General features: G+C 50.2%; 16 protein-coding genes. 9 read left to right on the forward strand and 7 right to left on the reverse strand.

The window, feature by feature from the left end:
- Positions 1 to 14: 14 nt before the first annotated feature.
- A complete protein-coding gene (locus tag BZJ17_RS05950; protein ID WP_077640108.1) occupies positions 15 to 1502 on the reverse strand; it encodes a carboxypeptidase M32 in 1488 nt (495 codons plus the stop codon).
- Positions 1503 to 1612: 110 nt separating this feature from the next.
- Here BZJ17_RS05950 and BZJ17_RS05955 point away from each other — a divergent pair, with 110 nt between their 5' ends.
- Positions 1613 to 2185 (forward strand): gamma-glutamylcyclotransferase family protein, encoded by a 573-nt coding sequence (locus BZJ17_RS05955; RefSeq protein ID WP_069588484.1) that lies wholly within the window; start codon positions 1613 to 1615, stop codon positions 2183 to 2185.
- A gap of 116 nt (positions 2186 to 2301) precedes the next feature.
- Here BZJ17_RS05955 and BZJ17_RS05960 read toward each other — a convergent pair whose 3' ends face one another.
- The gene (locus tag BZJ17_RS05960) at positions 2302 to 3318 is read right to left on the reverse strand and encodes an OmpA family protein (RefSeq protein WP_069588486.1); all 1017 of its coding nucleotides are present in this window, start codon (positions 3316 to 3318) and stop codon (positions 2302 to 2304) included.
- A gap of 217 nt (positions 3319 to 3535) precedes the next feature.
- The gene (locus BZJ17_RS05965; protein ID WP_069588488.1) at positions 3536 to 4240 is read right to left on the reverse strand and encodes a DUF2786 domain-containing protein; all 705 of its coding nucleotides are present in this window, start codon (positions 4238 to 4240) and stop codon (positions 3536 to 3538) included.
- Between the two features lie 175 nt (positions 4241 to 4415).
- Between BZJ17_RS05965 and BZJ17_RS05970 the strand changes: the two genes are divergently transcribed.
- The 4 genes from BZJ17_RS05970 to BZJ17_RS05985 all read left to right on the forward strand — a co-directional run bounded on the left by BZJ17_RS05970 (position 4416) and on the right by BZJ17_RS05985 (position 9240).
- Entirely contained in the window at positions 4416 to 5342 is a 927-nt protein-coding gene (locus tag BZJ17_RS05970; RefSeq protein WP_077640109.1) for a hypothetical protein, read from the forward strand.
- A gap of 100 nt (positions 5343 to 5442) precedes the next feature.
- Positions 5443 to 7839: a DNA polymerase II gene (locus tag BZJ17_RS05975; RefSeq protein WP_077640110.1), complete on the forward strand. Its 2397-nt coding sequence runs from the start codon at positions 5443 to 5445 to the stop codon at positions 7837 to 7839.
- Between the two features lie 59 nt (positions 7840 to 7898).
- Positions 7899 to 8177: a DUF1289 domain-containing protein gene (locus tag BZJ17_RS05980; protein ID WP_077457063.1), complete on the forward strand. Its 279-nt coding sequence runs from the start codon at positions 7899 to 7901 to the stop codon at positions 8175 to 8177.
- 100 nt (positions 8178 to 8277) lie between these two features.
- Positions 8278 to 9240: an ion channel gene (locus BZJ17_RS05985; protein ID WP_077640111.1), complete on the forward strand. Its 963-nt coding sequence runs from the start codon at positions 8278 to 8280 to the stop codon at positions 9238 to 9240.
- A gap of 32 nt (positions 9241 to 9272) precedes the next feature.
- Here the strand turns inward: BZJ17_RS05985 and BZJ17_RS05990 are convergent, their stop codons facing one another.
- The 4 genes from BZJ17_RS05990 to BZJ17_RS06005 all read right to left on the reverse strand — a co-directional run bounded on the left by BZJ17_RS05990 (position 9273) and on the right by BZJ17_RS06005 (position 12837).
- Positions 9273 to 9998, reverse strand: a complete 726-nt coding sequence (locus BZJ17_RS05990; RefSeq protein ID WP_077457073.1) for a complement resistance protein TraT — start codon at positions 9996 to 9998, stop codon at positions 9273 to 9275.
- Between the two features lie 220 nt (positions 9999 to 10218).
- Entirely contained in the window at positions 10219 to 10497 is a 279-nt protein-coding gene (gene rplY, locus BZJ17_RS05995) for a 50S ribosomal protein L25 (protein ID WP_069588543.1), read from the reverse strand.
- Between the two features lie 141 nt (positions 10498 to 10638).
- Positions 10639 to 12219 carry a DEAD/DEAH box helicase gene (locus BZJ17_RS06000; protein WP_077640112.1) on the reverse strand — a complete coding sequence of 527 codons (1581 nt, stop codon included), beginning with the start codon at positions 12217 to 12219 and terminating at the stop codon, positions 10639 to 10641.
- A gap of 156 nt (positions 12220 to 12375) precedes the next feature.
- Positions 12376 to 12837, reverse strand: a complete 462-nt coding sequence (locus BZJ17_RS06005) for a GNAT family N-acetyltransferase (RefSeq protein WP_077457057.1) — start codon at positions 12835 to 12837, stop codon at positions 12376 to 12378.
- A gap of 287 nt (positions 12838 to 13124) precedes the next feature.
- Here BZJ17_RS06005 and rsuA point away from each other — a divergent pair, with 287 nt between their 5' ends.
- From rsuA to BZJ17_RS06025, 4 genes are all read left to right on the forward strand, one after another.
- On the forward strand, positions 13125 to 13820 hold the full coding sequence (gene rsuA / locus BZJ17_RS06010; RefSeq protein ID WP_077457055.1) for a 16S rRNA pseudouridine(516) synthase RsuA: 696 nt from the start codon (positions 13125 to 13127) through the stop codon (positions 13818 to 13820).
- Between the two features lie 42 nt (positions 13821 to 13862).
- Positions 13863 to 15311: a Bcr/CflA family multidrug efflux MFS transporter gene (locus BZJ17_RS06015; protein WP_077640113.1), complete on the forward strand. Its 1449-nt coding sequence runs from the start codon at positions 13863 to 13865 to the stop codon at positions 15309 to 15311.
- Entirely contained in the window at positions 15308 to 15964 is a 657-nt protein-coding gene (locus BZJ17_RS06020) for a DUF2913 family protein (RefSeq protein WP_077640114.1), read from the forward strand. The genes BZJ17_RS06015 and BZJ17_RS06020 overlap by 4 nt, the downstream gene beginning before the upstream one ends.
- Before the next feature lie 85 nt (positions 15965 to 16049).
- A complete protein-coding gene (locus BZJ17_RS06025) occupies positions 16050 to 17426 on the forward strand; it encodes an MATE family efflux transporter (protein WP_277868792.1) in 1377 nt (458 codons plus the stop codon).
- Positions 17427 to 17545: the final 119 nt, after the last annotated feature.

A 17545-nucleotide genomic window follows, 5' to 3' on the forward strand; every position in this document is an offset into this window, starting at 1 on the left:
GAGCTGCTGTGAGCTTACAAATACCGCCCTTGAATATAGTCGCGGAAATGGGTGGGGTTGAGGGTTTCGCCGGTGGTATCTTTGAGTAAATTATCGGTTGAGGTGGTGCTGGCGCGTTGCCAGATATGTTGAGACAACCAATCAAAAATCGGTGAGACATTGCCGCTGGCGATAATGCCGTCCACATCCATTTGCTGACGCATCGTTTGCATCAATTGCGCGGCATATAGTGCACCTAAGGTATAGGTCGGGAAGTAGCCAAAGCTGCCATCGGTCCAGTGGATATCTTGCATACAGCCGTTTTTATAGTTGCCAGCGGTGCTGAGGCCAAGGTATTGCTGCATGGCATGATCCCAACGATCAGGGATATGATCGACGTCCATTTTGCCACTGATAAGATCGCGCTCAATGTCGTAGCGCAACATGATGTGTGCAGGATAGGTGACTTCGTCGGCATCAACACGGATATAGCCGGGTGAGACACGTGTGAGCACGCGGTGGAAGTTGTCTACATGGAAAGCCGGGTCGTCTTGGCGGTTAAAGGCTTGTTTGGCATGCTGACAAATCAAGGTGGCGAATGCCTCACTGCGGGCAAGCTGCATTTCACAGAACAGGCTTTGGCTCTCATGCACACCCATTGATCGCGCTTTGCCAACCGGCAAGCCGGCAAGGTGTTTGGGTAGACCTTGCTCATAGCGCGCGTGCCCCGTTTCGTGGATCACGCCCATTAACGCCGAGGTAAAGTCTTGCTCGTCATAGCGGGTGGTAATGCGTACATCGGTTGGCACGCCTCCACAAAATGGATGAGTGCTGACGTCTAATCGACCATGCTCGAAGTCAAAACCCAGCAGCGCCATCATTTTCTCGCCTAAGGCTTTTTGCTGATCCTCTGCAAAGGGACCATCGGGCAACCGTGTGGTTTGCTGGCTTTGTTTATCCACTACCGCTTGAATGGTGTCTGGTAGCCATGTTTTAAGCTCGCCAAACACTTCATCGATGCGGTCAGCGGTCATGTCTGGCTCGTAAAGATCCAGCAAAGCGTCATAGGGTGAGCAGTTTTTCTGATCGGCTCGGATGTGGGCTTCTTCGCGCGCGAGTGCCACTACTTCTTTAAGGTTTTTGGCGAAGCCGTCCCAGTCGTTATTTTGACGCTGCTGTCGCCAGGCGTGTTCACATTTTGCACCAGCTAAAGATTTGGCTTTCACTAGGGTGTCAGGGAGTACACTGGCATGTTGCCACTGACGCTTCATTTCTCGGAGGCTGGCGCGTTGGGCGTCATTGAGTCGGTCTTGCTGCTCATCCAGCGCGCTAAACCAGTCATGCAGTTCATGCGTAGTGAGTTGCTGATGGGTATAGAGTGCCAATTCCGCCATAGCGTCGGCACGGGCTTGACTGCCTCCGCTGGGCATCATGGTGGCTTGATCCCAACCACAGATTGCGGCAAGGTGCTGAAAATGCGACAGACGTTTGAAGTGAGCTTCCAGCTTATCTAGTTGTTCCATAATCACTTTCCTTGTTTACAACGTTGCCGATATTTTGGCAACTTGGGTGAGAAAAGCAAGGCACATGCTGGCGTTCTGTAAGGTGAACCTGATAAGGAGTTATTTGGGGAATGTACTTGTTTGGCTATGGCAGTTTAATGAATCCTGCTTCGCGCGCGTTGACCGGAGAGTCAGGGTGGGCGTGTCCGGTAACCGTATCGGGGTTGCAACGCTATTGGAGCAATGTCAGTGAAGCATTGATCTCTCCGTTAGTGGTATTGGAAGGAGACGGCGCGTGCAATGGCGTCTTAGTAAAGATCGCGCCAGATGCTTTGCCTGACTTTGATCGCCGTGAGGCAGGGTATCGACGTCTTTCGCTAGACGCGTCTCGTATTGCACTGCCCAAAGGGATTGCGCTTGAAGGGCCCGTGTATGTGTATGTGGCAGAGGATCGTGTCGCGCCTGATGTGCATAAACCGATCGCGCAGTCGTACATAGATACGGTCATGGCAGGCTGCTTACGCTATTCGTCTGATTTTGCGGCTGAATTTTTACACACCACTCAGGGGTGGGATGCGGCGTATTGTAATGATCGGGCACAGCCGCGTTATCCACGCGTCGCCGGCGTGAGCGATGAAGATCGGGTCATGATTGATGATTTGATGAAAACCCATCTCGGCCAGCATCCCGCTGAAGCGGTATAATTAGACTTACTAGCGAGCCACGTGCAACGTTATTTTGTTTAGATTGAATAAAACAAAGCCACCGCATGAACGGTGGCTTTGTTGATTAGGGGGAGTTCACCTTGTCACCAAGGGACTTATTGTACTTCGACGTAGACAAACTCAGGTGAGGTGACTTCAACGCGACGGTTTTTCGCGCGGCCGTCCACAGTGTCATTGCTAGCAATTGGCGTGGACTCACCTTTACCCATCACGGTTAAACGCTCGGCATCGATGCCCGCATCAACGAATACATCTGCTACCGCTTGTGCGCGACGCTCAGACAGTTTTTGGTTGTAGGCCGCTGGGCCTTTGCTGTCGGTGTGACCGATAATGGTCGCGGTCGCTTCTTCGTGCTGGAGTAGGCGGTTGATCAATGGTTGTAATGAGGCAGCCGCTTGTGGAGAAAGGGTTGCTTCATCAAAGCCAAACAACTCGGTTTCGCCCGCTTCTGACAAGACGATGGTTTGTGGTTCCGCAACCATTTGTGGTTCTGGCTCCGGCTCAGCCATGACTGGCTCTTCAACCATAGGCTCAGGCATCGGCTCGCTGCTGGTGCGGCCGAAGTGGTAGGTCATACCCACGGTCACAAGGTTATTGTCAACACTTGAGAAGTAGCCGTCGTCCATATCATTAATGTGTTGGTATTCAAGACGTACGTTGATGTTATCGGTCGCTTGGTGATCCACACCGATCGCGCCCATCAGTGACACGTCATCGCGATCACCGGCGCTGCTGTTCCAGTTCCACCATGCGCCACCGACTTTACCGTATAACGCGGTATCCGGTTTGAGATGGTAGGCAAATTTAGGGGCCAGTGTTAACGCAGTAAGATCGCCCGCCGCGCTGAGCGTTGTGCCTGACTGGTCAAATGAGGTATCAAAACGGCCAAGGTAGTCATAGGTACCTTCTAGCGCAAACCAGTTATTGAAGTTATAACCGGTAACTACGCCTGCCGCTAGCTCTGAGTCGCCGCAGTTGGCGTCAGAGACACAGCTGTCTTCAAGGAATGAAGGACCTACACGGCCACCGAGGTATAGACCGCTATCTTGTTGTGCATAAGCCGCTGGTGCAACGGCTAAAAGTAGGCCTAGGCTTGTCACGACTTTTTTCATGCCACTGTCTCCTAAATAAGGATGATAAGGTATTATTGTTCGCATTAACTATGCGTTGTTATCCGGCCATTTTTGGAACGACCTTCACCCCTAGGCTAGATCTGGATAGTGGGTAACTCAATAGGAAAAAAGAGATTTAACCGAGATTTGACCCAACCTGACGCAACTGTCTTAAGTATGCGCCAGGCTTGACCGTTGTCGGACAATTCGAAGGGAGCTAGCGTGATTTTGTCTGACTAGTGAGACGTTTTCGTTCGCCTTGCCCGCCCACAGGGCGACTCACAGATACTTGACGTCCTTTTTTCATCCCTTTCTCGTAATCGTCGGTGATGGCGGCCATGGCGGCTTTTAGCTGTTGCTTGAAGGTTTCTCGATCAATGTTTTCGAACTCTTTGTCGATGTAGCTTTTGATCTTATCATCGCTGTCACGCGCATCGAGCTGAGGCAGTTTCTCCAGCGCCCCTTCTAGCCAGCCGATGGTAAAAGATTGCACACGGCGTGACACTTCTTGAGTGCTGGTGCCCGAACCGGCAAAACTGTTGCGGAATTGGCCGATATGCTCATTCATCTCGCGATACACCACATCAAAGGCGAACGCGGCGAATATCGCGCGATCGGCATCACCAATAAATTCTGCTTGCTTTAAGCCTTTGTAGTTGATCAGCACACACTCCACGCCAAATCGACCATTAATACCACGAATGATCTTCAGGATCGGTTCACTCACCGAGGTGGGCAGCAGGGTTTCAGAGCGCGTTTTCCCCATGCTGATAAAGTCGATATCGTCTTGGTCCAGGCCATGTTTTCGCATCAGGCGCTCAGCCATCTTAATCGCCTGCGCTGCCTCATTGACGTTTGCTGAGTTACTTAACTCAAGGCATTTGGCGATTTTTTTGAGCGCTTTGCTTTTCGGATCTGACATGCATACTTCCCGAGAACGAACAAACGCGTATTGTATCGCGTCCGTCAATAACAACAAAGCCGTGATGGCGGATCAGAAGGCTTATTGTTCGGCCCTGCATAAAGGGAAGGGGTTGAAAGAAATATCGCGATGACGCGGTCTATGCAGGAGTAAGTGGTTATAAGGAGCCCCATTCATGGGCATGGTCAAGCAAATGAGTCTGTCGTTGCTGGTATTAATGGTGATCACGGCCAATGGCTACCTTGTGCAGTGGGGGATGGCGGGAGGCCTGGATTCGGCGAGTTTTGCCGCGTTGTGGTTGGCCGGCGGCGCAATCATGGCATGGTTGACGGCGCGTTATCTATCGAGCAACAAAGCGGGCGTCTGTGCCAATGCAACCTATATGTATCCAGCGCCGCCAAAACGTGCTGCGTCGCGATTGCCTGATTCACTCTTTTCGCAGCCGACTGATGTTTGGCGTATGGCCGCGAGCTTGTTGCTTGCCGTCACATCCGCCTTGTTTGCATGCCGATATCTTGATTTAGGCACGCTGGCACTGATGGTGATGGCTGGCGTTCAAGGTGTGCACGGCTTGATGGCGACGGCAGAACGCAAAGGGTTGCACTGGGGCGGCATGATGCTGTTGTTTGCTGGTGTGGGGTATTTATTTGCCCCCGGTATGTACGCCCCCAGTGGTTTAGGGTTGGGCTTGGCACTTGTCGCTGGATTGGCATGGCGTGACTATTGGCAGACGCTGTCTGAACACACTGAAGCGTACCCTAAACAACTCTGCATCAGTTTTCGGTTGAGTGTCTTACTGGCAATTGCCCTGCTGATTTTCGCGTTGCCCGGTTTAACCGTGACGATATCTGGCGCCGTAGTGGCGATGATTGCTGGAGCCCTGACGGTGCTCGGGATAATTTATCCTTGGCAGTGGCTTTCTACACAGGTTTCTTTGCTGTGGAAGCACACGTTATCGGTACTGGCGGTGCTCGCCTTAGTTGGCGTAGTGTGGTTGGACGATGGTCAGATGATGAACATGCGTTTAGCCAGTGCGGCTTGTGTGGCCTTTATCGGCGTCATCTTGATGGGAGCGACGCCGCGTGAACAGGTACGCGGTTAATGTTTGGCGTGATGAGCAATAAATTAAACTGTTTATCTATACAGTGCTTTTGTCGGTTTGTTACACTCTCAGTATGATTTCTTGGGTTAGATGCTAAATAGTGGCTTTATCGACGACGTCTCAACCGTATGTTCAAAAAGGGTTCGTTATTACGCGCCAACAACGTGATCGAGGCGAATCGAGTGCCATCGTGCTGTGGCTCTCTACACCTGATGGTCCGGTTAAACTCTGTATTGAGAATCAACAAAGCGTCTTTTTTATTCCCCAAGAAGAGCAACAACGTGCACAAGCACTGCTTCCTTCTGTCGACCCGCACGCTTACTGCAAAACCGTCCCGTTGGCGACCTTTCAACATATTCCTTTGGTCGCCTGTTACTTCAGTACCGTCAAACGCGCCCAAGAAGGGCAACGTGTATTAAGTGGCGCCGCCATTCCACTCTATGAAGGGGATTTGCGTCTTGCGGATCGCTATCTAATGGAGCGCTATATTTGTGGCAGCTTGCTGTTTACCGGTAATGCGCGTCAGCGAGCAAGTTACCTCGAAGTGACCCAAGGTAAAGCAAAGGCGCAGGCGTATACGCCACAATTACGCCATGTATCACTGGATATTGAATGCTCAGAAAAAGGTCAGCTGTACTCGATTGGTTTAGACAGTGACATGGATAGCCGCGTGATTATGGTTGGGGCGCCACAACCCGACGCTCCCGCATGGATAGAATGGGTTAGCGACGAAGTCGCCTTGTTATCGGCGCTTGAGCGCTGGTTTAGCACCTATGATCCCGATGTAGTGGTGGGATGGAACGTCATTGATTTTGATTTCCGTTTGCTGGTCAAGCGTGCGCAGCGTCACCAAAAGTCACTCCGTATTGGCCGCGGCGGTGAGAGTGCCTATTGGCGAGAAGGAAATGCCAATAAGTCTGGCTTTATTAGTTTGGCGGGACGTGTGGTCATTGATGGGATTGATGCGCTGAAAACAGCGACCTATGGTTTTCGCTCTTGGGCGCTTGAGTCGGTCGCGCAAACGCTGCTTGGTGAGGGAAAGGCCATCGACGATCCGCATGATCGTATGGCGTCCATCAATCGCATGTTTCATCACGATAAAGTCGCGCTCGCCACCTATAACTTGCAAGACTGCCGATTGGTTAATCGCATCTTTGCCCATACGCATTTGCTTGATTTTATGATTGAGCGCTCGCGTCTCACCGGTGTCGAGCTAGATCGGGTTGGAGGCTCTGTTGCTGCGTTTACCAACTTGTATCTCCCGCGCTTACATCGCTCGGGGTATGTGGCGCCTAATTTGGCCAGCGACGGTTGGATTGCAAGCCCTGGCGGCTATGTAATGGACTCTAAACCCGGCCTTTATCACTCGGTGTTGGTGTTGGATTTTAAGTCGCTGTACCCGTCTATTATTCGTACGTTTTTGATTGATCCGCTAGGGCTGGTTGAAGGCTTAAAGTCACAACAAACAGGCGAGGAGCACGATATTGTGCCCGGCTTTCGCGGTGGTGTGTTTCACCGAGAAAAGCATTACTTGCCGGCATTGATTGATGATTTATGGCAAGCGCGCGATCGCGCTAAAAAGGCGGGAGAAAAAGCCTTCTCACAAGCTATAAAAATCATCATGAACTCGTTTTATGGGGTGCTAGGATCGTCAGGGTGTCGTTTCTTTGATCACCGACTAGCGTCGTCGATTACGATGCGGGGGCATGAGATTATGAAAACCACTCGTGAACTGATTGAGGCACAAGGCTATGCGGTGATCTATGGCGATACCGATTCTACCTTTGTGTCCTTGGGCGGTGATAAGGCGAGTGAGGACGCTGATGCTATTGGTCAATCGCTGGTTGATCACGTTAATAGCTGGTGGCGTCAGCACCTACAAGACACTTATGCTCTTGAATCGGCGCTAGAGATTGAGTATGAAACCCATTACCAGCGTTTTTTGATGCCCACCATTCGTGGCCAAGAGACCGGTAGTAAAAAGCGATATGCGGGTCGCGTTGTGAACAGGGAATCGGGTCACGCTGAGATTGTGTTTAAAGGTTTGGAAACGGTGAGAACCGATTGGACACCGCTTGCACAGCAATTTCAGCAACAGCTCTATCAACGCGTCTTCGATGGCGAAGAGGTGGACGAGTTTATTCGTGAGCTGGTGACCAGCACCAGCAAAGGCGAGCACGATGAACGCTTAGTGTACCGTAAGCGGCTTCGTCGTCCGTTATCGGAATACCAAAAGAATGTGCCTCCCCATGTGCGCGCGGCACGCTTAGCTGATAGCGAAAATCATCAGCGTGGACGCGCTCAGCAGTATCAACGCGGTGGCTGGATTGAATACGTGATTACCGTTAATGGCCCCGAACCCCTTGCTTACCGGCGTAGCCCGATTGATTATCAGCATTATATTGATAAGCAGCTTAAGCCCGTTGCCGATGGTATTTTGCCGTTTATTGGTAAAGAGTTTGATACCTTAGCCTTGCCACAATTAGGCTTGTTTTAACCAAACTTGCATTTCTGCCCTGTGCCCGCTTGAATGAATAGACGAGCAGGGAGGTAGACGTGGAACAACTGGATTTCTTCGAGGTGCCAAGTCCATGCAAAGGCATCTGCGAAGTGAATAATAAAGGCTATTGCAAGGGGTGTTTTCGCAGTCGCGAAGAACGCTTTCATTGGTTTGAATTAACCAATGAACAAAAACGTAATGTTGTTCGCCTCTGCCATCAGCGTTATGAGCGCATCATGCGTGCCAAGCGCAAACAGATGCGTGATGCTGCCTTAAATACCCAACCGATCCCGCAACAACCCTCATTGTTTGATGATGAGGACCCCACCCAGTAAGCATTGGGCTCATCGTTCTCTTTCTGGCTTTGATTATTTCACTGGTCATAAGTGGCGCCATTACCGAGTGTTTCTAAACTTAGGTAAGGAGGGCGATGGCATGCGCAGTCAAACTTGTTCATTTAAAAGCAGCAAAGGCTGGTGTTGCGATCAGCCAGCCGGACAGTCCGGGCTATGCTATTGGCATGATCCGGACATTGATAAATGCGGTCATGACGTAAAAGCCGACGTGGAAAAATGGGCGGCATCAGGAAAACCGCTTGATGGCTTTCAACTTGCGCGAACTGACCTGACTGACATTGACTTGGTAAACCGAGGAAGTCGTGAAGGCTACTCGTGCCAAGGCGCGGATTTTTATCGGGCAAACATGGCTGAAGCGCATTGCTTTGGATTGGATTTACGCGGCGCCTCATTAATGAAAGCCAACTTGCTACGCGCGAATTTAAACTGTGCACGGCTAGATGGCAGCAATTTGTTAGGCGCTGATCTGGCTCGTGCAGGCCTTGAGAATGTGGACTGGGGAAAAGAGCTTAAGCAAGAACGACTGGCCTACAAAGAGCGTGATCCGGCAAGGCGAAAATCGTTATTTCAAGAGGCCGAAGAAGTCTGCCGAAACGTGCGCAAGCAATGCGAAAAGCAGGGGTTATTTGAAGTCGCTGGGTATTTTTTTAAAAAAGAGATGCGGTTTCGGCGCTACCAAATGCCTAAGTTGAGTTTTCGACGTTGGCTTTCCAAGATTGTTGATCTCTTTTGCGGTTATGGTGAAGATCCGCTGCGCGTGGTGGTCTTTTCGGTTCTGGTGATAGTGTCGTGTGCACTCGCGTATTTTGCCCTTGGCACCACACAAAGCAATCCTATCTATCCGGATGTCACTGGTTGGCAGCGATACTTTTATGAATTGTTGAACGCCGTATATTTTAGTGTTGTCACCTTTACCACCCTCGGCTACGGTGATATATCGCCTCACGGCGTGGCGCGTTTTATTGCCGCCTTTGAAGCGTTTCTTGGCAGCTTTACGATGGCGTTATTTGTTGTCGTATTTGTCAAAAAGATGACGAGATAAAAGCGCGCCTCGGTGAAGCGCGCTTAGTCACTTTATAGAAGCCCACTGATCGACTGCACTAAGCCTTGCTTCAACACAGGCTCAGCCTCAGCAAACTCTAGGTTAACTTTATTGGCAGTGGAAAGAACACGTGTTTGATATCGTTTCCATTGTGTTTCTTGGGTTGATGTTACGACCTTCTTACTGTTCGTGCCTTGCGCAAGTTGAGAATCAAGCGCTTCAGTTACTACGACACCTGCAGAGGCGCGCTCTGAGATTTGTAGGTCGGTAATCATTGAATAATAAACGTCCTCAACCAACGCATCAGCAACCAAGCCAATGGCCGCACCTGCGAGAGATGTTGCACCTCGGCCTGAACCGCCGCCAAATTGAGCACCAACAAGGGCGCCACCAACGGCGCTTCCAAAGCCCTGAGATAGGAAGTTTTCGCTATCACGCAGATCTGATTTACCGACTTGCAGAATATTCGCTTGGATCATGTAGTGAGCTTTATCTGGATTGTCGAGGACTTTATATCCGCGGCTTTCAATATTCGCTTTAATATCAGACTTAATATCGAGATTAGGCTTATCGGAAGTGTTGCGAATTTGTAAGAACACGGTGCGTTTTGAAGGAGCCACTGGGTCTAAAAAGACGGTGTTACTCATTTTGGTTTGCACATCAAGGTTACGTTTTTTAACGAGAGTATTGGTGGCTGAGCAGCCCGTTAACATTAACGCCAAGGACATAAATGCAACAACAAAAATGCTTTTTTTCATGGTGGGATATAACATGTGTATTAAAAGGGAGGCTAAGTTAATCAACTTAATAGTCAAATTGGAATGCTGTTATCACGTTCATTCTCCCTTTTTTGATCTAGGTCTCCATTTATGACATTTTCATGACATGTAAACCTTACTTTTGCGCTAGGTCATGAATGCTCAGGATAAAAAAAGACGCCCGTGGGCGCCTTTTATCACATCATTATTCGCTGAGGAATTAGATGCGGATGAAGTCCATGTGTTCAACTTTTGGCTTGAACGGGTGACGTTGGATGTCTTGTGGCTTCACTTTAACTTCTTGGCCATCGATAACCAGGATGATGCCTTCGTAGAACTCAGGCTTGTCCATTTGGTTAACAACAACTGGGTGGTCAAGTGCGATAGATACAGGCTCTTGGTTACCACCGTAAACGATAGCAGGGAATTTCTTCTGATGACGCAGGCGGCGGCTCGCACCTTTACCTTTCTCTGCGCGTACTTCAGCTTCGAATTTCATCATAATTAATAACTCTCTTTAGAGTGAAAATACAGTACTGAGCGTAGCGACCTAACTCAGTACCCAAAAACGAGCGCGGATATTAGCACTGCTTGGAGGGTAAAACAAGCCATAACGCGCAGGATGGCGCAATCGCGTGCGTTAGAGGTCGGCATCGGCGAATTGTTGGCCGCCACTTTGGGCAAGCAATGCATCAAGGCGAGCTTGCGAGAGAAAGTCATCAACATCAAAAATCTTTTGGCGTAAGTGCCAAAAACGCCCTTGTTTGCGCGCGACGATAAAGTCCGGTGCCCCCACACAAGCCATCACCAGTGCATCTTTGAGTTTAAGTGCTTCACGGAGCTTTTTGTCCGGATCGACCAATGGCTTGTCACACTGATGACAGCGCCGCGCGGCGATATCGTTATCAGCACCGCATTCATCGCAGAATTTGGCGCGAAAACGGTAACCACATATTTCGCGTTCGCCGTCGTCGTCGTCCAAGTACCCTTGGCATTGACGACCATAATGCTCAATCAAAAAACCATTGTCGTCGAGTTTCCCCCAGAAGCTGTTATTAAATCCACAGGCAGGGCAAGGAACGGTAACGAGTTCACTGTCGCTATCTGGCTTTGGCATGCCGATTTCGGGTTGATACAAGTCGTAGACGTTGCCGGCATAATCGAGGATTAAACAGTCTTTTTTCCCAGGAGAAAGGCGCAAGCCACGGCCAGCAATTTGTTGATACAAACTGACTGATTCGGTTGGACGTAAAATGGCAATTAAATCGACGTGAGGGGCATCAAACCCCGTGGTTAGAACAGAAACATTGACCAAGTATTTGAGCTGCTTTTGCTTAAAGGCTTGGATCAGCGCATCGCGTTCAGGACCGGGGGTATCACCAATAATCAAGGCGGATTCTTGTGGAGGCAGTAGCGCGAGCACTTCCTTCGCGTGATTGACGGTCGCGGCAAAAATCATGACGCCCTGACGCTGCTTAGCATAGGACATTACCTGCTCAATGATTTGCGGCGTTGCGCGTGGTGCATTGGCCACGACCTTTTCTAAATCGGCTTCACGGTAGTAACCGTTGGCGGTGCGAGAGACTTGCGAAAAGTCGTAACTGAGTAAGGGAGCATCCAGCACATGGGCGGGGGTTAAAAATCCTTCATCGAGCAAATGGCTAATTGGCAGCTCGAAGACGCAGTCACGAAAAAAACGCGCTTCGGTGGTGCGGACTTTTCCACTGGTGTGATACTGATAAATCCAGCCTTGACCCAGCCGATAGGGGGTCGCAGTGAGTCCCAATACTTTTAATCCGGCATTCACGCTTTGTAAATGGCTAATGACGCGGCGGTAGCTACTATCTTGATTGTCAGGTACGCGGTGGCACTCGTCGATAACCAGCAGCGAAAACTGATCTGCGAATGCTTCCAAGTTGCGTACCACCGATTGTACTGAGGCAAACACCACTTTTTCGTGTGATTCTTTTCGTCCCAGCCCTGCGGAGAAGATGCCTCCGGTTAGCCCATATCCTTCATATTTAGCATGATTCTGTTCGACGAGCTCTTTTACATGGGCGAGTACGAGAACGCGTCCTTTCGCGATGCGAGCGAGCTCTGCAATCACCAAGCTTTTGCCTGCGCCTGTGGGGAGTACGGCGACGGCAGGCGTGCTGTGACGACGAAAATAATGAAGCACACCTTTGACGGCGTCAGACTGATAAGGACGAAGGGTATACATAATAATCAGTAGTCAGGGTTATTCTCAGTGTATTGGGGTTAACCACCAAAAACGTTGGCGGTTCGCGGTGATTGGCGATGAATTTGTTCCACAAAAAACGGCCCTTTTAAGTAAGGCCGTTTAATTTTACTGACTTATGGGGCGAGGTACAGGACTTTACAGGCGCTTTGACATAATGCAGTGCTGACGGCGAGGTTGGTAATCAAATTGCTCATAAAACAAGCGGGCACCTTTGTTACCAATGTTGACCTCGAGGATCACCGCGACACAGTCATGCTGCTTGGCGGTCGCTTCGACCAAGGGGATCACTTGAGAGCCCACACCTTGGCGCCGCCAGTTTTGTGCGATAAAAAACTGATCAATCACGCCCACGCTGCCACCATTTTCAACGCTAAAGCTGTACACCAAGACCAAGTAGCCAATGGTCTCGCACTCGCCATTATGCTCAACATCAATCAGAAATACAGCCCCACGCTCTGGTTGTGAGAGTAGCGTTTTAAACGCTATTTCTACAGGTTCGCGTTCGAAGGGAAGCGCTTCATGCTCGTGCTGCGCGCGCGACATGGCGATTAGCGTTTCAAAAGCATTAGCGTCCGGCTGGCGAAGAGAAACAATCATAGTGTTACCTTATTTATCACTGATTAGTCGAGAGACGTCAGTATCATACCCAGTCATTAGTTAGGCTCAATCGCCACAACGTGTTGCATTGGCACGATGTGACGGACTCGTCGTCTCAACAAAAAGCCTGCGTGAGGCCTTGCATCTAATTTGTGGATTGGCGATAGCATGAGACAAGTTTATGTCACGGCCGTTCAGTATGCAGGTCAATCCATTGAAACTTGATCTGTGTCTTACTGCCTATGTGACGTATAATCGCCGCAAATACAGGTGTAACGAGCAGTCACATGCGATTAGATAAGTTTTTATGTGAGACCTTAGGGGTGACGCGAAAGCAAGCCGCACGCGTTCTGAAAAGTGAAGCGATTACGGTCAACGGTGAGGTGATCAAATCTGGCGCCGTTAAAATCAGCGATGATGCTGAGGTTGAGTTTGAAGGCCAGCGACTGATGCTGTCCGGGCCGCGTTACTTTATGATGCACAAACCTGCGGGTGTGGTGTGTTCCCATGAAGATGCGTTCAACCCCACGGTGTTTGTGCTTTTAGAGGAAGTGAATGCGGAGAAACTGCATATCGCTGGCCGATTAGACGCTGATACAACAGGCTTGCTGTTATTAACCGACGATGGACAGTGGTCACACCGCATTACTTCACCTAAGCATAAATGCGATAAAACCTATCGTGTATGGTTAGCGGACCCACTCGCCGATGATGTCGCCGCTCAGTTTGAGCAGGGTGTTATGTTACGCGGTGAAAAAGAAGAGACCTTACCAGCGAAGCTCGAAAAGGTGGATGAGTGTGAGGTGCTGCTGACTATTCAAGAAGGGAAGTACCATCAGGTGAAGCGCATGTTTGCTGCGGTGGGTAACCGTGTTGAGGCATTGCACCGTGAGTCTGTTGGGCCGCTATGTTTGGACGACTCTCTTGAGCCGGGCGAATATCGCCCATTGACCGCTGATGAAGTGGCCATGTTTATCAAATAAAAGTACGCCTTAGGCATTCCGTTACCCGCACAGGGGCGAAAAATGGGGTGTCTTTTTCAGGAGTCTGTCAGCCAGACTCCTTTATATTCCCGCCGAACACTGTTTTTTGTTGCGAGAGAGACAATCTGCACCCAGATTATACGCTGGGTGTCGTTGCTTATTGCGCTATGCAATAACAACAAAAAGAAAGACATTCTTTCCCGCACAGAAACAATAAACTGTTACAATTCGATCTACCTCACGTTATTTCCTATTGCTCTGTCTTTCACGTTAAGGAGTGTTATGTCGCAATCATCGGCTGTCACGGCGTCACCGACACAACTCAGTTGGCTTTTGATTATCATTTTGGGCGCGATCGCGGCGCTGACACCACTTGCCATCGATATGTATTTGCCTGCGATGCCAGCCATTGCTGGCGATTTGGGAGCACCCAATAGTGCGGTGAAGTCAACCCTAGTGGCATATACGGCCGGATTTGCGATTGGCCAGCTCTTTCACGGGCCAATCTCCGACAGCTATGGACGCAAGCCGGTTATGCTTGGCGGGGTGATACTGTTTTTTATCTGCGCTGTCGTCAGTGCGCTCGCCGAAGACATCAACGTATTGATGCTGGCTCGCTCTACCCAAGGCTTTGCGGGAGCCGCGGCTGCAGTGATCATTCAAGCCTTGGTGCGTGATATGTTCGAGCGTGAAGAGTTTGCACGTACCATGTCATTTATCACCTTGGTGATGACCATTGCACCGCTTGCTGCTCCCATGATTGGCGGCTACCTGCTGACGTGGTTCGATTGGCGTGCGATTTTTTGGGTGTTGGCCGGCTGGGCGTGTTTTGTGATGGTCTGTATTGTGGTGAAAATTCCCGAGACTTTACCCAAAAATCATCGTCCGCCGCTACGCATCGGGGCTTCACTGCGTAACTATGCGCGTATGCTGAAAACGCCATTTGCCGTCGGTATGATCTTTTGCTCTGGCTTCTCTTTTGCCGGCATGTTCTCGTTTCTTACTGCCGGCTCGTTTGTTTATATCGACTATTACGGCGTCAGTGCGAAGGCATTTGGTTATCTGTTTGGCCTTAACATTGTTTGTTTGATCATCATGACCTTTTTGAATGGTCGGCTGGTGCGCAAAATGGGCTCTCACTGGATGCTGCGTTTCGGCTTGGCGATTCAGCTGGTTGCCGGTATCGCGATCGCAGTCTGTCAGTGGTTAGACCTTGGTCTTTGGGGAACCGTGATCCCAGTGATGACCTACGTCGGCGTGATCTCGACCATCGGCAGTAACAGCATGGCTTGTTTACTGTCTTGTTATCCCCAAATGGCCGGTACGGCATCGTCGTTGGCAGGGACGATGCGCTTTGGTATTGGCTCGTTAGTCGGGGCTGGGGTAGCAGTCGTTTCTGATGGCACGCCGTGGGGGATGATTGGCGCTATCGCGATTTGTGCGATACTCTCTGCCGCTTTCTATTGGTTACTCGCGCGAAAAGAACCATGAGTTACGTGACCCATATCCAGACGGTAGTGAATACCGCGTTTGCAGACATTGAAGCCGCTATTGCGGCGCGAAAACTCGTTGATGCTCCCGCTGCTCGAGAAGCGTTTTTAGGACGTTGGGTGGCACAAGCGGCCAAAAAACAGCGCTTTCATCATAGTGTGAAAGCCGATTTACAACGTTGGGTGCAGCGTGCCCGTAGTGCGGGCACCAAAGCGGCGTTAGAAGCGGAATTTCGTCAAATTCAATCGATTTATCAAGCTTGGTTTCCGGTGAATGCGCCGGCTAACGCCGTGATGCATACCCAGCTATGCCAGCTAATCGATGCGGCAAAATCGGCGCAGTGGATGGTGCATACTGACGCTACCATTGATCGCAAAGTGAGAGTGATCTCGGAGGGGCAACATTCATTGGCAGTGTGTCCCGATGCGACGCAAGCGGCTTTTGACTCAGAGGGCGTATTGGTGAAGCCGTTGAGTGTGTACGTACGAGGTCCAGAAAACACCTTTATTGATTGGGCGCATCAAGCAGGATTAGCTCCGACGAAAGTGACTGCCTATAAGTCAATTGTTAAATACCATGCAGAGTATCTAATTTGGCCGCAAAACCAAGCAGATAGTTTGATGGTGATGCCCGCACAGACAACCCAAAAATAATCGATACAAACCGCCCGTTGGCGGTTTTTTCTTCATATAAAGGCAAGTACACTAAGGCCATTCTCGTTGTTGCGTGGAGTCGCCTGTGTCTGCCTTGTCCCGTCCTTTCTTTGATGCTGTTTTTCTCAAGCGTTTACTGTTAATTGCGATTCCCATTGCGCTGCAAACCATGATGTTTTCCAGCCGCAGCTTGGTAGATATTTTAATGGTGGGGCAGTTGAGTGAAGCTGATGTTGCGGCGATTGGTATCGCTGGTAAAGCGATGTTTGTCTCAACGTTGTTGATTTTTGGCGCGATGACAGGCGGATCCATGCTGGTTGCCCAGTATTGGGGTGCAGGCAATATGCAGGGCTTTCGCGAGAAAATTGCACTCACAGTGACCTTGACCAATGCCACTGCTGCACTCAGTGCACTTATTTTTTGGCTCTACGCAGATTCGATTATTAGTGTTGCCAGCGACAACCCTACTGTCATTGCGTTAGGAAAAGATTATCTGCAAATCGCGGGACTGTCGCTCTTTTGCCTAGCGAGTGTGTCAGGGTTAGCTGCTGGTTTGCGTGCTATGCACAAGCCTGGGATCAGCACGTTTTTCAGTGGCGTGGGGATTAGCGTTAACATCCTCTTGAACTGGGTGTTTATTTTTGGCCACTGGGGGGCGCCTCAAATGGGCTCCAAAGGTGCCGCAGTCGCGACCGCATTGAGTGGTATTGTAGAAATGCTGGCTTTATACCTGTACTTATACCAGCGCCAACATCTTGTTGCCTTTTCGCGTGCGGAATGGGTCTCGTCCCTCACACTGAAAGCCGTCAAGCGCTTCTTGGCATTGTCCTTGCCCACCGCCTTTAACTTTTTAATGTGGTCGTCCGGGTTGTTCGTTTATCACGCGATTATTGGACATGTGAATGAGGCCGGACTTGCCGCCATCGCGGTCATCACGCCGGTTGAATCCTTATCTTTGTCGTTTTTGATCGGCACGGCCAATGCCGCCGCCGTGTTGGTGGGGAATAATCTCGGCGCCAAGCAAACCGAGACTGCGTACCAACAAGCTTGGCAAGTGGGCGTGTTTAATTTTATTGCTGGTGTATTCATTGCGCTGGTGATGTTAGCTATTCAACCTTGGGTGCTAGGGTTTTTCCCTGCCTTGACCGGAGAAACGGCGCAAATTACCGCATACTTTTATTGGGCAATGTGCGCGCTTATCGTGGTAAAAACCATTCCGATGGCAATGATCGTCGGGGTGTTGCGTGCGGGGGGCGACGTGCGTTACTGCTTGGGTCAAGATTTTGYTGCCCAGTGGTTGATCGGTATTCCTGTGGTGCTGGCAGCCGCAGTCGTGTTTGAGTGGCCGGTCTATTGGGTTTATGCCTTATTGGCGACCGAAGAGGTGGTAAAGTGGGTCGGCTCGCTCATCCGTGTTAAATCCGGTGTGTGGCTGAACAATTTGGTTAGCGACAGCAATTGATTTTGTTATCAAATAATAATGGGAAGCTGCCCACAGTTTTTAGCCCTTTTCTCAGCGTGTTAATTGGGGTACATTGCGAATTCGTTCAGACAGTGTGACTTACTTCTCGTTTATCGCTG

Origin of the sequence: Salinivibrio sp. IB574 (assembly GCF_001996205.1) — a bacterium.
Taxonomy (GTDB): domain Bacteria; phylum Pseudomonadota; class Gammaproteobacteria; order Enterobacterales; family Vibrionaceae; genus Salinivibrio; species Salinivibrio proteolyticus.